The sequence below is a fragment of the Legionella maceachernii genome (assembly GCF_900167045.1).
GTDB classification, from domain to species: Bacteria; Pseudomonadota; Gammaproteobacteria; order Legionellales; family Legionellaceae; genus Tatlockia; species Tatlockia maceachernii.
Window position 1 is genome coordinate 117969 of sequence record NZ_FUXJ01000010.1, and the last position, 15160, is coordinate 133128.

Sequence of the window (15160 nt, forward strand, 5' to 3'; positions counted from 1 at the left end):
GAGCCGGTGAAGATTGGCCCCTGGATCCCGCGACTTGTCGCGGGATGTAGTGAGCAGTAGGTCTAACCCTGATGTTTTTGATTATATCGCTCAATGCTTGACAGGATTTCCTCGTGAGCCGCTTCTGGCCCTTCCCACCCGTTTAATTTTACCCACTTTCCTTCTTCCAAATCTTTATAATGCTGAAAGAAATGTTCGATGGTTAACAACAAATGACGCGGTACATCCTGGTAAGTTTTAATTGCGTCATACATTTTACTTAATTTACTCGTGGGAACAGCCAATAATTTGGCATCCACACCCGCTTCATCTGTCATCTTGAGCATGCCCACGGGGCGGCAGGGAATAACTCCTCCACTGATCACAGGTACTGGGGTAATCACTAACACATCAACCGGATCTCCATCTTCCGATAATGTATGAGGAACATAGCCATAGTTTGCAGGATAAAACATCGCTGTTGACATGAAACGATCGACAAACAATGCGCCAGTTTCTTTATCAACCTCATATTTTACTGGCTCCCCGTGCATAGGGATTTCAATGATGACATTAATTTCATTAGGAACATTCCGACCGCTTTTAATCTCCATTAAGCCCATTGTTATTCTCTCAGATTAATAAAATTTGCTATTATGCGCAAAATGCGAATAAAACGCAAAATCCAATTTATTTTTTACGTTGCCCGCTGTGAATTGTAAATAAAGTCTGTTGTCAACTCTTTTGTCAGGGTATAATCGCCAGTTTAGCTAAAAACCATCAGGACGATCATGAGCTGTTTATTTTGCAAAATTGTTTCAAAGGAAATTCCAGCAACTGTGGTATTTGAGGATCCCGAAATCATCGTTATTCGCGATATTAGACCGCAAGCCCCAACTCATTTGTTGGTATTCCCTAAGCAACATATTGCTACAATTAACGATACGGACAGTAAGGATGAGCAACTTTTAGGACGCATGATCCTCACTGGCAAAAAAATGGCCAAAGCTGAGAAGATAAATGAGGATGGGTATCGTCTGGTTTTTAACGTTAACTCCGGTGGCGGGCAGGAAGTTTACCACATTCATTTACATGTATTAGGTGGACGTCAAATGACATGGCCCCCTGGTTAGGACAAGAGACATGCAAGAACTATATAAACAAATTCTAGAATCCATTGGTGAAGATATTGAACGAGAGGGCCTACGCAGCACTCCTGAACGCGCAGCAAATGCGTTACGCTATCTTACAAAAGGCTATCATGAAAACCTTGATGAAATAATAAATGACGCTTTATTTGACTCTGACATGAGTGAAATGGTGATCGTGAAAGAAATTGAAATGTATTCCATGTGCGAACATCATCTGCTTCCTTTTTTGGGCAAATGCCATGTGGGTTATATTCCTAATGGCAAGGTATTAGGTTTATCAAAAATAGCACGAATTGTTGACTATTTTGCACGCCGTTTGCAAATTCAGGAGAGACTAACTCTTGAAATTGCTGATTGCATTTCGTCCATCACCAATGCCCGTGGTGTAGCAGTTGTCATCGAAGCAAAGCATCTTTGTATGATGATGCGGGGGGTTGAAAAGCAAGATTCCGTGATGACAACCTCTGTTATGCTTGGTGAAATGCGAGACAATGCTTCCAGTCGGTCTGAGTTTTTGCGCTTAATTTCTAAAAATTAATTTCATTCTTCTTATGCCCTCAGTCTTAAGCTAAAGTAGGTTGGGCCAAAGTTCAATCTACTTTGTGGGGTGCAAACTTAATGACGTGAAGAAAAGTGAAGCAAGCGTCTACGTCTTCATTTCCGTAAAATTAATTTTCGCTTACTTTGAACAAATTATGCCATTATTTCCTATACTGATAATAAATTAACCCGTTCAGACTCAGATCTTTTCTTTACAAGGAGGTTGCAAATGCAAAAATTAAGCATTGCTGCACTGTCACTTGCTTTGATTGGATGTACAACGACAGGTACAGGAAACAAATACCCATCCGGTCCGACTGTTTCACCGGTTCTATTCGATAAACCCTACGGAACTTCTGCTCCATTAGATAATCCAAAAGTGGTTTATACTGATCAAAATGAAAAGCCTTTGAACATGAAAGACATCAATGCCATCAATGCCGCAATTGCTGCCGAACGTGGTAAAGATTTAGCTCCCCAAGAAGAAGTCATGCAACAACTCATGACGGATGAGATTTAATGTTTTCTTTGTGGGATTGAAGCTAAATCTGCCTTCGCCCTCATTCTCTGCACGTAAGAATACAGTGACATAACGAGTTGAGATAATTTATATCCATCCCCAAAAAACAGGGACGATACACCAAGGATATTTTCTGAATTAAGGGAAGTTCTGGATAAGGTTTACTGGGGGCTAGTTCCCAAATCGCTCTAGATGACGCCTAGCCCAGCGAGAGATAATGGTAAGATTTTTTTCCTTCTCTTCATTGGCAATCCAATGCCACTAAGCCACTCAGAGTATAGAATCAAAAACAGCTTCTTGGTGACTTGAGGTACCGTGGGCAAACCACAGTACCTCGCCATTTTTAAGTAGAAGGTTATTCCTTATTCCTCTTCCGAAGTAGGTTGCGTTTGCACATCCTCTGAATCGGAACGCGTAGACGTTGAACCCTCTGCCTCCTCTTTCGCAGCAGGCGTTTCTACCGCAGGTGCTTGAGGCTTATCTTTCCATTCCAGTTTTACTCGGCCTTGCTTATCGATACCAGCAACATAAACTTCAATCTCTTGGCCTTCATGCAGCACAGACTCAACTTTTTGCGCTCGATCAGAGCAAATTTGCGAGATGTGCAAAAGACCATCTTTACCGGGTAGTAGATTTATAAAGGCGCCAAAATCAACAATTTTGCTTACTTTACCTTTGTAGGTCTGCCCAACTTCGATCTCTGCAATTAATGCTTTAATTTGTCGCTGTGCTTCTTCCAGAGCCTCAGCATCAGGAGAAAACAATTGCACAACACCACTATCGTCGATGTCAATAGCAACACCCGTGCTTTCAATTAAGCCTTTGATGGTAGAGCCACCTTTGCCAATAATCGTACGAATTTTGTCTTCAGCGACTTTCATGGTAGCAATTCGTGGGGCATGCTGGGACAATTCTTCACGATGTTCGGAAAGTGCACTATTCATTACGCCCAGAATATGGATTCGACCTGCGAGAGCCTGCTCCAGGGCCTGCTCCATGATCTCCTTGGTAATCCCTTTGATTTTGATATCCATTTGCAAAGCGGTAACGCCCTTTTCGGTGCCCGCAACTTTAAAATCCATATCCCCTAAATGATCTTCATCACCAAGAATATCAGTTAATACGGCGAAGCGATCATTTTCCTTAATTAAACCCATCGCCACGCCCGCAACGGGTGCTTTTAAAGGAACACCTGCATCCATTAACGCCAGGCTTGTGCCGCAAACGGTCGCCATTGAACTTGAACCGTTAGATTCGGTAATTTCCGATACTACGCGAAGAACATAAGGAAACTCGCTTGCTGAAGGCAAAACAGCCATTAGGCTACGTTTCGCCAAGCGACCATGACCTATCTCTCGCCGCTTTGGACTTCCTACCATACCAATTTCTCCCACAGAGTAGGGAGGGAAGTTATAATGCAACATAAATCTATCTTTAGATTCCCCAATTAAGCCGTCTAAAATTTGTGCATCGCGCTCATTGCCTAAGGTTGCTGCAACGATAGCCTGCGTTTCACCACGCGTGAATAATACCGAGCCATGAGCCCTTTCCAAAAATTTTGTCCGGATAGCAATGGGACGTACTGTTTTTTGATCACGTCCATCAATACGTGGCTCTCCATCAAGAATACGATTGCGAACGATTGCTTTTTCCAATGAGCCTAGCACATCAGCAATTTGCTCTTCCTTAAGTTCTTCACGCTCATTCATTAATGCATCAATCGTTTGCTGTCTAATTTCAGCGAGTCGTTGATAGCGTTGAGGTTTATCTTTTATCAGGTAAGCTTGCGTAACCTGATCTGTGGCCAACTCTGCAACACGAGTCGCTAATGCTGTATCAGCTGGCGGTGGCGTCCAATCCCAGGAAGCTTTGCCAGCCTCCGCTGCCAGTTCTTTTATAGCCTTAATTACGCCTTTCATCATTTCATGGCCATATAAGACAGCGCCGAGCATGATTTCTTCACTTAACTCCCGAGCTTCTGATTCAACCATAAGAATTGCATCTTCAGTACCTGCAACCACTAGATCAAGCTCAGAACCAGCCATTGATTTAAAGCTGGGGTTTAACAAATAAATGCCGTCTTTGTAACCAACACGCACAGCTCCAATCGGTCCGTGGAAAGGCACGCCTGAAATCGCTAATGCCGCAGAAGCCCCAATCATAGCGACAATATCAGACTGCACTTCTGGATTTAATGACATGACTGTCGCAATGATTTGTACTTCATTATGAAAACCATCTGGAAATAATGGTCGTAAAGGTCTGTCCATTAGGCGAGAGATTAACGTCTCTTGTTCACTTGGACGCCCTTCTCGCTTGTTGAATCCGCCAGGGATTTTACCTGCCGCATAGGACTTCTCTTGATAATTAACAGTCAGCGGGAAAAAATCATTGCCCTCACCACCCTCTTTTTTGGCAACAACCGTCACCAAAACTTGTGTTCCAGCCATGCTTGCAAAAACAGCACCATCTGCTTGTCTTGCAATTTCACCTGTTTCGAGCACAAGAGTATGTTCGCCGAATCGTATTTCTTTAGTGATTTTAGCCACGTAAGTCACCTCTTTAAAATGGATTCTAAATTGCGGTGCAATCTACTATTGAGAGCTGAAGATGAATCTTAAAGTTTTTTTGATAATTTAATGCATAAGACAATTATCAAAAAAACTCTAATCTTACAGCTTCTGCATCCTCGTGTTGATAAACCGCAGTATTTAGAATAGTAATAAACAAAAAAAGGCGCAGAGTGCTGCGCCTTTCACCAAATTAGAAAATTGAGCCAGTCAATCTTACTGTACCTATTCGAGTATCAATAAGAATCTCGCAAACCCAGATTTTGGATCAGAGTTTGATAACGCTCTTGATCATTCTTTTTCAAATACTTGAGTAGCTTGCGGCGCTTGTTTACCAGTTTTTGCAAGCCTCGTCGCGAATGAAAATCTTTTTTATTGTCTTTAAAATGTTCAGTTAAATACTTGATGCGGCCTGTCATTAATGAGACTTGTACTTCGGGTGAACCTGTATCATTCTCAGCTCGCTTGTATTCATTAATGATTTCTGCTTTTTGTACGCTAGTTAGCGACATATTCACTCCTGGAGATAAGCTATGTGTGTCTTTTAAAGGGGAGCATTCTACCAAGGCAAATGGATAGACACAAGTGTTAGTTGATAATTTGTGCAATATTTTATGGTTATTCGTGCCCTCCTAAAAGCCGGGTCACCTACCGACTCTTGGCCATGTCCTGGTTCAGAAAAGCCTTCGCTACGTGCGCACGGCAAAACAAATCAAAATGCAAGTAACCGTTTCACACTTAAATTACCTGCGCTTATCTCTCCTAAACCAATAAAGCAGTCATTATGATAAAGGCGAATACAGCCCTTTAATTCCTCTTGGTTTGCTCGATTTAACCTCTTTCCTTGACGCAAAGTGGATACTTCCTCGACACTCAAATTTAAACGAGGTAAATAATTGACCGCTCGCTCCATTGGCAATAAACAATCAATGAGTTCATCTGCGTTCTTTTGTTGCAACTCGTCTAATGTATACATTATTTCCGTGTCAAAACCGGCCGTGCTTAAGCGATGTAGCTTTGTCACATGAGCACCAACGCCAAGGAGGTCGCCGATATCTTCAACTAAGTTACGGATATAAGTACCCTTTGAACACGAAACCTTAATGTCAAACTGTTTTCCATTAAAAGCCATTAACTCTAATGCATGAATAGTGATTTCTCTCGCTGGACGCTCAAGGGTGATTCCTTCTCTTGCATATTTATATAGGGGAGTCCCTTTATGCTTTAAAGCGGAAAACATCGAAGGGGTTTGTTTAATTGTTCCGGTAAATTGCTTTAATGCGGCGAGCATATCAGACTCGGTTAATGCAAAAGCGGATATTGTTTTAATCACTTCACCTAAGGCATCCCCAGTGTTGGTTTTCACACCGAGTAAACCCGTTGCTTCATAGCACTTATCTGCGTCGAGGAGGTATTGGCAAAATTTGGTTGCCTCACCAAAACAAATGGGCAACATACCTGTCGCGAGCGGATCTAAACTGCCAGTGTGTCCTGCTTTTTTTGCTCTAAATAGGCGTCTCACTTGCTGCAGAAGCGTATTAGATGACAATCCTTGAGGTTTATTTACCAATATAATGCCATTAATTGTTTGGTTACACTCAACTTTGATCATCTTCGTTGTCTGGGGGGTTTAAATCATCAATTAATCGGCTTAGACGTCTACCATACTCTATCGATTCATCATAAACAAAGTGAAGCTGCGGTACCGTACGTAGTTTCACGCTTCGCGCTAAAGCCGTGCGCAAATAACTTGCTGCTGAGTTGAGTATGGACGCAGTTTTCTCTTTATCTGCATTTAATACAGTAAAATAGACTTTTGCATGTCCTAAATCCGCAGTTACCTTTACTGATGAAATCGTCACAAAAGCAGGTAATCGCGGATCTTTGATTTCTTGCTGAATGAGTTGCGATAGCTTGCGTTGCATCATTTCTGCGACGCGATCGATTCGCTTAAAATCGTTGGTCATAAATCCCGCTTAATTTCAATAGTCTCAAACACTTCAATTAAATCGCCTGCCTTAACATCATTATAGTTCTTCACGCCAATACCGCATTCAAAACCTTGACGGACCTCAATGACATCATCTTTAAAACGTCGCAATGATTCAAGCGTTCCTTCATAAATAACAACATTATTTCTAAGCACACGAATTGGGTTATTTCGCTTCACTGTTCCTTCAACAACCATGCACCCGGCTATTGCGCCCAATTTGGGTGAACGGAAAACATCACGAACTTCAGCAATACCTACAATCTCTTCTTTAAATTGTGGTGCAAGCATGCCAGTAAGAGCGCCTTTAACTTGATCCACAATGTCATAAATGACGCTGTAATAATGTAAAGATACGCCTTCTTGTTCCGCCAAGCGCTTAGCGCCACTGTCGGCACGAACGTTAAAGCCAATTAACAATGCGCTGGAAGCAATAGCTAAGTGGACGTCTGACTCCGTAATTCCGCCAACCCCACTTGCAATAATTTCGACCTTTACCTCATCCGTAGATAGCTTAACTAATGCATCGGCAATAGCCTCAACAGAACCTTGTACATCAGCTTTCAAGATGACGTTGAGTACTTTCGCTTCTGCAGTGGCCATGGTCTCAAAAATACCTTCTAAAGTTGTTTTTTGACGTCTAGCCAGTTTCACATCGCGGTATTTCCCCTGTCTAAATAAAGCCACTTCACGTGCGCGTTTTTCATCAGGTACGACAACCGCCTCATCGCCTGCATGCGGGATGGCAGAGAGGCCCAGCACCTCAACTGGAATAGAGGGGCCCGCAACATCGACATGCATACCGCTATCACTGACTAATGCACGAACACGTCCATATTGCAATCCAGCGAGTAAAATGTCGCCTTTGTAAAGGGTACCGCTTTGGACCAGGATCGTCGCTACCGGTCCGCGACCTTTATCAAGACGCGATTCAATGACCACTCCTTTGGCAGCACCATCCGTATTAGCCTTTAATTCCAATACCTCAGCCTGCAGCAACACCGCATCAAGCAACTCATCAATGCCTGTTCCTGATTTTGCTGAAATTTGGACAAACATTGTGTCACCACCCCATGCTTCTGGAATGACTTCGTAACCAGACAATTCATTCATAACGCGGTCAGGATCCGCATCCGGCTTATCCATTTTGTTAATAGCGACAATAATGGGTACGTTAGCCGCTTTCGCATGTTGAACTGCCTCGATCGTTTGTGGCTTAACACCATCATCAGCTGCCACAATCAAAATAACAATATCCGTTACTTGAGCACCCCGTGCGCGCATTGCAGTGAAAGCAGCGTGACCCGGAGTGTCCAGGAAGGTAATTTTTCCTTTCGGTGTAACAACGTGATACGCGCCGATATGCTGCGTAATTCCACCTGCCTCACCTGCTGCAACCTTAGTTGTTCTAATGTAGTCAAGCAAAGAGGTTTTACCGTGGTCGACATGTCCCATAATGGTCACCACGGGGGCACGTGATTCCACATGACTGCCTTTACTTAAAGCGTCGCCTAAGTTTTCTTCAATTGCATCTTCTTTTATTGGCCGTGGTCTATGCCCCATTTCTTCAACCACGATGATTGCCGTATCTTGATCGATGACCTGGTTGATGGTCGCCATCGCACCAAGTCCCATCATCACTTTAATGACCTCAGCAGCTTTAACTGACATACGCTTAGCTAATTCAGCAACAGTGACTGTTTCTGGTATGAGTACATCTCTAACCACAGGCGCTGTTGGCATCGCAAAACCATGGGTCAGTGCCTCTTCCGCTTCGCGGTATTTTTCCGATTTCTCATTGACTTTGCGCTTTTTAGCCTTGCTGCGCTTATGACGAATTTGCAAACCTTGTTCATCTTCATCCCGCTCGGGCATTTGATACTTGGTTTTCTTCTTTCCTTTTCGATAGTCCATCTCTGAATCAACATCAGTCTTTTCCAAATGTTTCTTCCGTGGGCTTTTTTCTATCTTTTCTACAGGTGCATGAACAACTGGCTCTTCTATCCCAGCAAGTTCAAGATCCATGAGCTCGGGAATGACTTCTGGTTCTTGACTCTCGGTGGAGCTCGTTTCAACGTGTTCTTCAGCGGGTTGTGCGGATGAATCAACCGCATTTTCTTCTGTCTGAAGTTCCGATTCTGCAGGAGCATTTGTTTCTTGAGCTGCATCTTGAGTCGTTTCAGCTTCAACACTGGCAGCAGCAGATTCGACGGGCAATACCTGCTCTTCTTCTTGTTCTCCTTCATGCTCCGATTGTTGATCAATGAGAGCACTGCGCTTAACGTAGGTTCGTTTTTTACGAACTTCAATATTAACTGTTTTCCCACTGTGTACGTCGTGGCCAATTTTAACCTGTGTCAAGCTCTTACGCTTAAGAGTAATACGCTCTGGAGTTGTGCGTGATTCGCGATTAGAGCCACTCTTTAAATGAGTTAGCAGGATTCGCTTCTGCTCTTCATTGACCGTTTGATTATCACTGGTAAACGATAATCCTGCTTCTTGTAACTGGGTCAATAGGCGCTCAACAGGGATACCAACGACCTGCGCCAATTGTTTAACCGTCACATCCGCCATAAATTTAACCCCCTTTCAGCAATTCGAAATATTGAATTGCTCAATTCAAATAAATCATACGCTGACTTCAGCGCAAGAAAAGTAAAGCCGCTTGGTGCCTCAATGATCTTAATTAACTTTTCTACTCAAACCAAGGTGCACGAGCTTTCATGATTAATTCGCCGGCTTTCTTTTCTGTCATACCACGGATATCAAGTAACTCATCGACCGAATGTTCAGCCAACTCTTCCATCGTCGTAATTCCTTTAGCTGCCAAACTAGTGGCTAATTCCTCGGTCATTCCTTCCATGGTAAGAAGTGAATCCGAAGGACTAGCTAACCCCTGGCCAGATGTTAGTGCTTGAGTTAACAGAGTATCATTTGCTCGATTCCTTAACTCTTCAACAATTTCTTCGTCAAACTCTTCGATCGCCATCAGTTCTTCTTTAGGAACATAGGCAATTTCCTCTAAAGAAGAGAACCCATGGGAAACAAGAAGATTGGCAATTTCTTCATCAATTTCTAGAGCTGAGGTGAATAACTTAACAATTTTATTAGACTCTTCTTGGGTTTTGCTGTTGAATTCTTCAACAGTCATGACGTTTAGCGTCCACCCTGTAAGCTGGCTTGCTAATCTTACATTTTGCCCATTTCGGCCAATAGCCTGAGATAATTGGTCCTTTTGTACCGCCAAATCCATCGTATGGCTATCTTCATCAACAACAATGGATGAAATTTCAGCCGGCGCCATCGCATTAATCACGAGCTGGGCAGGATTATCGTCCCATAAAATTATATCAACGCGCTCACCACCTAACTCACTAGAAACTGCCTGTACTCGAGCGCCGCGCATTCCCACACAAGCCCCAACTGGATCGATACGCCCATCGTTTGTTTTAACCGCAATTTTAGCACGATTGCCAGGTTCACGTGCAGCCGCTTTCACATCAATCACGTTTTCCCCGATTTCTGGCACTTCTATACGAAATAGCTCAATAAGCATTTCATTACGAATACGGCTGACAAACAGTTGAGGCCCGCGCGCTTGTGGCGTAATTTCGTACAAATAAGCACGAACTCTATCGTTCGGTCTAAACATCTCGTTGGGCAACATCTCATTACGCGGCATAAACGCTTCTGCCTTCCCACCTAGATCAATGATAATATTATCACGAGTTACTTTTTTAACCGTACCATAGACAAGCTGGCCTAGTTTATTCCTGAATTGATCAACAATTTGTTGTCTTTCCGCTTCACGAACCTTCTGCATAATGACTTGGCGAGCTGTTTGCGCTGCAATTCTGCCAAATTCGATAGAGGGCATTGGTTCTTCAATTCGCCCACCAATCTCTATTGTTGGAACACGCTCTCTCGCTTGTTCCAAAGTCAGTTCCCTTTCTGGGTACTTCAGTTCTTCTTCGGCTACTACATCCCAATACCTAAAGGTTTCATACTCCCCGGTCCGTGGATTAAGCTTAACTCTAACACCAATATCTTTATCAGTGAGCTTGCGAGTAGCAGATTCAAGGGCCGATTGGATTGCTTGCAAAACAACTTCCTTAGACACACCTTTTTCGTTTGATAATGCCTCAGCAACTAATAACAATTCTTTGCTCATTATTCGTCTCTCACTCACTTATCAAGTTTGCTTTTACTATGTGGGGGAAGGGTATTTCCAGCGGCTCTTCCCCCACTTTTAGCATCAATACATCTTCATCTACATTTACAATGGTGCCCGTTAATTTACGACTGCCATTGACTGGCTTGAATAGTTTAACCTGAATGTTCTGTCCCAAATATCGCCTATATTGGTCTTTATAAAATAAAGGGCGAGGTATACCAGGAGAAGAAACCTCTAAACTGTAATTCCCTGAAATGGGATCTTCTACATCCAAGAAGGCACTTATTTGTTTACTTACTCGTTCGCAATCGTCAATGGTAATTCCGTCTTCCTTATCAATGTATATACGCAGCAGCGAATGCTTTTTTTGTGGTACGTATTCGCATCCCCATAGCTCGTATCCAAGATCAGCGATCAACGGCCTTAGCATCACTTCAATTTCATTTCGTATCATAAGCTGCTCACTGCCCGTGTTTTCTAACCACACATCCTAGAAGGCTATTTCATTATTTTATTAAGAAACGATTCTTCTGCCCAATGCGGCTCCTAAGGCCTAGGTTAGATTCAGGCACCATTTCGAAATGATTATCTTAACGAGTCATCTGATGAACCTAGAAGCTTTTACAAGGCAAAATTTACAAATTTTCTTTTTTGAACTTCACCTCGACATCCGCGGACTCCACCAGCGCTCGGAAACCCTCCGCTCGAATACCCGAAAACCGCAGAAAATCAGTATGCAAAAAAGAACTTGTTTATCTCTTGCTTTTGCCTTGGGCAAAGCTTGGTAGTACCCAAACTACCGAATTAAACATAATAAAAAACCCCAATAATGGGGTTTTCAAAAAACTTGGTAGCGGGGGCAGGATTTGAACCTACGACCTTCGGGTTATGAGCCCGACGAGCTACCAGGCTGCTCCACCCCGCATCAGTTGAAGGCAAGTATACTCACCCTTCTTTAATTTATCAAGTTTTTTGTGGGGCATTAGGTTTTTTATCAAACTGTGAACCTTTGCGGCCTATCCTGCGAACTGTATTGAGCAGAAATTATCTCTGTGTCCATGCAAATCCTGGAGCACGAGTAAACTCAGAGGTTGTGAAGAATAGCCGTCGCCTCTTGTAACTATTAAGCAGAACTAAATTGGTAGCCGCATTTTCCTCAATATTACCGCATAAATCTTATTCTGGACGAAAAACCCATCAACCAGAAAAGGCATTCATACAAGCAGTAATTAATCCGGAGGGGAATATACCAAGGTAGAGTAAGGCAAGACAATTTATGGAAAAAACCATATTCATCGGCCTAGAGAGCTTAACAGGCGTATTATCCACAGCGTCATCAAAATACATAACCTTGACGATCCGCAAATAATAGTATGCTCCAATCACTGCGAAGCAAAGACCAAGCACGGCAACCCAAGTCAGACCAACATCAACTAACGCTTTTAAGACAAGCAACTTAACAAAGAAACCTACTGTTGGAGGAATACCTGCCATCGAAAACATGACAATTAACATCATGAAAGCAAGCCATGGATTTCGTTTGTTCAAGCCTTTCAAATCATCCACATTCTCAATCTCTAATCCTTTGTTAGACATCAATATGATTAAACCAAAAGCAGCAGCAGTCATCAGGGAATAGATCAAAATATAATATAAGGCTGATGCATAACCTTCAGCACTGGCGGATAAAATTCCAAATAAAGCAAAACCCATGTGAGAAATTGCTGAATACGCTAAAAGTCGCTTTATATTATTTTGTACAACCGCAAACAAGTTACCCAATCCTGTCGATAATAAGGCCATAACAAGTAGTAATTGCTGCCACTGTGCCGCTAATCCTGGCAATCCTAATCCCAAAATTAATAATCGCATGGCCATACCAACAGCAGCAATTTTGGGAGCAGCACTAACAAATAGGGTCACTGAAGTTGGAGCGCCTTGATAAACATCGGGTGCCCACATATGGAAAGGAACGGAAGCTAATTTAAAGCCAACGCCTGCGATAATAAATACAAGGGCGAATGATAATAGTGGGCTTTGTTGTTGTGCCCAATTGCTAGCAATCACGTTAGCAATATCCGTAAGCTCCAATTTACCTGTCGCCCCATAAATTAAAGACATTCCATACAACAACATGCCTGAAGCGATTGCTCCCATAACAAAATATTTTAGAGCGGCCTCCGATGCATCACTGTTAGTACGACGAATAGCGGTCATTGCGTAAAGAGGAAGTGACAACAGTTCTAAACCTAAATAGATTGTTAACAAAGAATGAGCTGAAACCAAAATCATCATACCCAACGTAGAAAACAAGCCCAGTACATAATAATCACCAGACGGCATTTGTCGCTCGGTAATGTAATATTTTGAATAGAAAAAGCTCAGAAAAACTGAAATGTAGATAAAGATTTTCATCAGGTGAGCAAGATCATCACTTATAAATTGACCACCTAAGGTTATACTTTTATAGCTCCCTATAAACAATACGCTGACAAAGGCTGCTAGAGCTAACCCAATCGACGCGCATATCAAAGTCAGCGATGGGAACCGATTGCGAAAGAACAGATCGGCCAATAAGGCAATGCAAGCCGTAACCAATATAATCATCTCGGGTAAAGCAATGTGCACATTTTCAAGTAATGCTGTCATCATGTTTGTTTAACCTTATGTGGCAAACAATCTACTAAAGTGAAAACCTGCATTAGTAGACTGCAGTTAATTTTACAATTTTGATTTGTCAGCCTGCGCTAGAGTATGGCTTACTGTTTGATGCACATAGTCCAGCATAGGTTTGGGATAAACACCTAATGCTACAATCATTAAAGCCAATAATGCGAAGGCGCTTATTTCATACCCCGATAGATCCTTTAATTTTGCCACTTTTTCATTGGCAACTGGGCCAAAAATGACTCGTTTATACATCCAGAGTGTGTAAGCAGCACCCGTGATTAATGTCGTTGCAGCCCAAAAGCCAATCCAAAAATTGGCTTTGATGCTACCCAAAATCACCATGAATTCACCAACAAATCCAGAAGTGCCCGGCAACCCTGCATTGGCCATTGCAAAAAGCATGAAAAAAGTCGCAAAAATTGGCATCGTGTTAACAAGACCACCAAAGTCTTTAATTTGACGCGTGTGCATTCGATCGTAAATATAGCCGACACCAGCAAAGAGTCCGCTGGAGACAAAAGCGTGAGAAATAATAATCACAATAGCGCCTTCCAGTATAAGGCCCGCATTATTTAAACTCGATTGATGGGCTATGCTAAAAATTGCAAAGCAACCTAATGTCACAAACCCCATGTGCGAAATAGAAGAATAAGCGATTAATCGCTTCATGTCTTTTTGAATAATAGCCACTAACCCTATATAAACAACAGCGATAAGTGATAACGCTATCATCACCATTGCATATTTGTTGCAGGCATCAGGAACAATAGGTAGCGCAAAACGTATAAATCCATAAGCTCCTAGCTTCAATAGGATTGCTGCTAACACCACCGAACCGCCAGCCGGGGCCTCTGTGTGCGCGTCCGGTAACCAGGTGTGTACAGGAAACATCGGGATTTTTACGGCAAAACCAAAGAAAAAACCGATTAATATCAGCGTTTGTGCCGTCATGCTAAGTTTAAGTGCATAGAAAGTTTCGATTTTGAAACTTCCTGCCTGATAGCCCATATATAAGAAAGCAGCAAGCATAAGCACTGAACCCAAAAAAGTATAAAGGAAAAATTTAATCGCAGCATAGACGCGATTAGATGAGCCCCAGATACCAATAATTAAATACATGGGAATCAGGGTTGCTTCCCAGAAAATGTAAAATACAATTGCATCCGTTGCTGAAAATACACCGACTAGTAAGCCTTGCATAATGAGAAAAGCAGCCATGTATTGCCCAACTCGAGTCTGAATGCTTTCCCAAGTTGCAAGAATAACAATAAGATTAGTAAAAATGCTTAGAACAATCAGGAGTAGAGATAAACCATCAATGCCTAAACTATAGCTAATGCCTAAGGCGGGCATCCACGAGATTTCGTCGATGTATTGCATACTGTAAGTATTGATATCAAATCCAGAAACCAAAGGAACGCACATGATTAAAGTTAAAATTACCGTGAATAACGATAAATAACGGGATACATTAGGATTCTTATCATCGCCGGTAAGAAATACGAATACTCCCCCGATAATAGGTAACCAGATCAGTAAATTGAGCAAATGATGCATACCTTCACC

Annotated in this window: 12 protein-coding genes, 1 tRNA gene and 2 pseudogenes; 3 read left to right on the forward strand and 12 right to left on the reverse strand. The window is 42.4% G+C overall.

The features are described 5' to 3' along the window. Window positions 1–62: 62 nt before the first annotated feature. Entirely contained in the window at window positions 63–602 is a 540-nt protein-coding gene (gene ppa, locus B5D33_RS10045) for an inorganic diphosphatase (protein ID WP_058451915.1), read from the reverse strand. A gap of 168 nt (window positions 603–770) precedes the next feature. Between ppa and B5D33_RS10050 the strand changes: the two genes are divergently transcribed. From B5D33_RS10050 to B5D33_RS10060, 3 genes are all read left to right on the forward strand, one after another. Then, entirely contained in the window at window positions 771–1112 is a 342-nt protein-coding gene (locus tag B5D33_RS10050; RefSeq protein ID WP_058451916.1) for a histidine triad nucleotide-binding protein, read from the forward strand. 10 nt (window positions 1113–1122) lie between these two features. Beyond that, window positions 1123–1668, forward strand: coding sequence for a GTP cyclohydrolase I FolE (folE, locus tag B5D33_RS10055; RefSeq protein ID WP_058451917.1), 546 nt, complete (start codon window positions 1123–1125; stop codon window positions 1666–1668). Window positions 1669–1899: 231 nt separating this feature from the next. Beyond that, window positions 1900–2190 carry a hypothetical protein gene (locus B5D33_RS10060; RefSeq protein WP_058451918.1) on the forward strand — a complete coding sequence of 97 codons (291 nt, stop codon included), beginning with the start codon at window positions 1900–1902 and terminating at the stop codon, window positions 2188–2190. A 362-nt stretch (window positions 2191–2552) separates the two neighbouring features. Here B5D33_RS10060 and pnp read toward each other — a convergent pair whose 3' ends face one another. The 11 genes and pseudogenes from pnp to B5D33_RS10115 form a co-directional block, all read right to left on the reverse strand. After that, window positions 2553–4739, reverse strand: coding sequence for a polyribonucleotide nucleotidyltransferase (gene pnp / locus B5D33_RS10065; RefSeq protein WP_058451919.1), 2187 nt, complete (start codon window positions 4737–4739; stop codon window positions 2553–2555). 257 nt (window positions 4740–4996) lie between these two features. Continuing rightward, window positions 4997–5272, reverse strand: coding sequence for a 30S ribosomal protein S15 (gene rpsO, locus B5D33_RS10070; protein ID WP_058451920.1), 276 nt, complete (start codon window positions 5270–5272; stop codon window positions 4997–4999). A 200-nt stretch (window positions 5273–5472) separates the two neighbouring features. Continuing rightward, window positions 5473–6372, reverse strand: a complete 900-nt coding sequence (gene truB, locus B5D33_RS10075) for a tRNA pseudouridine(55) synthase TruB (RefSeq protein ID WP_058451921.1) — start codon at window positions 6370–6372, stop codon at window positions 5473–5475. After that, a complete protein-coding gene (gene rbfA, locus B5D33_RS10080) occupies window positions 6359–6727 on the reverse strand; it encodes a 30S ribosome-binding factor RbfA (RefSeq protein WP_058451922.1) in 369 nt (122 codons plus the stop codon). The genes truB and rbfA overlap by 14 nt, the downstream gene beginning before the upstream one ends. Then, window positions 6724–8721, reverse strand: a pseudogene (gene infB, locus B5D33_RS10085) (translation initiation factor IF-2); the annotation flags it as partial. The pseudogene infB and the gene rbfA, both read right to left, overlap by 4 nt. Before the next feature lie 236 nt (window positions 8722–8957). Further along, window positions 8958–9324, reverse strand: a pseudogene (locus tag B5D33_RS17050) (translation initiation factor IF-2 associated domain-containing protein); the annotation flags it as partial. A 121-nt stretch (window positions 9325–9445) separates the two neighbouring features. Further along, complete coding sequence (gene nusA, locus B5D33_RS10090; protein WP_058451924.1) at window positions 9446–10921, reverse strand: transcription termination factor NusA; 1476 nt, start codon at window positions 10919–10921, stop codon at window positions 9446–9448. A gap of 10 nt (window positions 10922–10931) precedes the next feature. Next, window positions 10932–11378, reverse strand: coding sequence for a ribosome maturation factor RimP (gene rimP / locus B5D33_RS10095; RefSeq protein ID WP_058451925.1), 447 nt, complete (start codon window positions 11376–11378; stop codon window positions 10932–10934). A 394-nt stretch (window positions 11379–11772) separates the two neighbouring features. Continuing rightward, window positions 11773–11849 (reverse strand) — tRNA-Met (locus tag B5D33_RS10105). 272 nt (window positions 11850–12121) lie between these two features. Continuing rightward, window positions 12122–13573, reverse strand: coding sequence for an NADH-quinone oxidoreductase subunit NuoN (gene nuoN / locus B5D33_RS10110; RefSeq protein WP_058451964.1), 1452 nt, complete (start codon window positions 13571–13573; stop codon window positions 12122–12124). Between the two features lie 72 nt (window positions 13574–13645). Further along, the gene (locus B5D33_RS10115; protein ID WP_058451927.1) at window positions 13646–15151 is read right to left on the reverse strand and encodes a complex I subunit 4 family protein; all 1506 of its coding nucleotides are present in this window, start codon (window positions 15149–15151) and stop codon (window positions 13646–13648) included. Window positions 15152–15160: the final 9 nt, after the last annotated feature.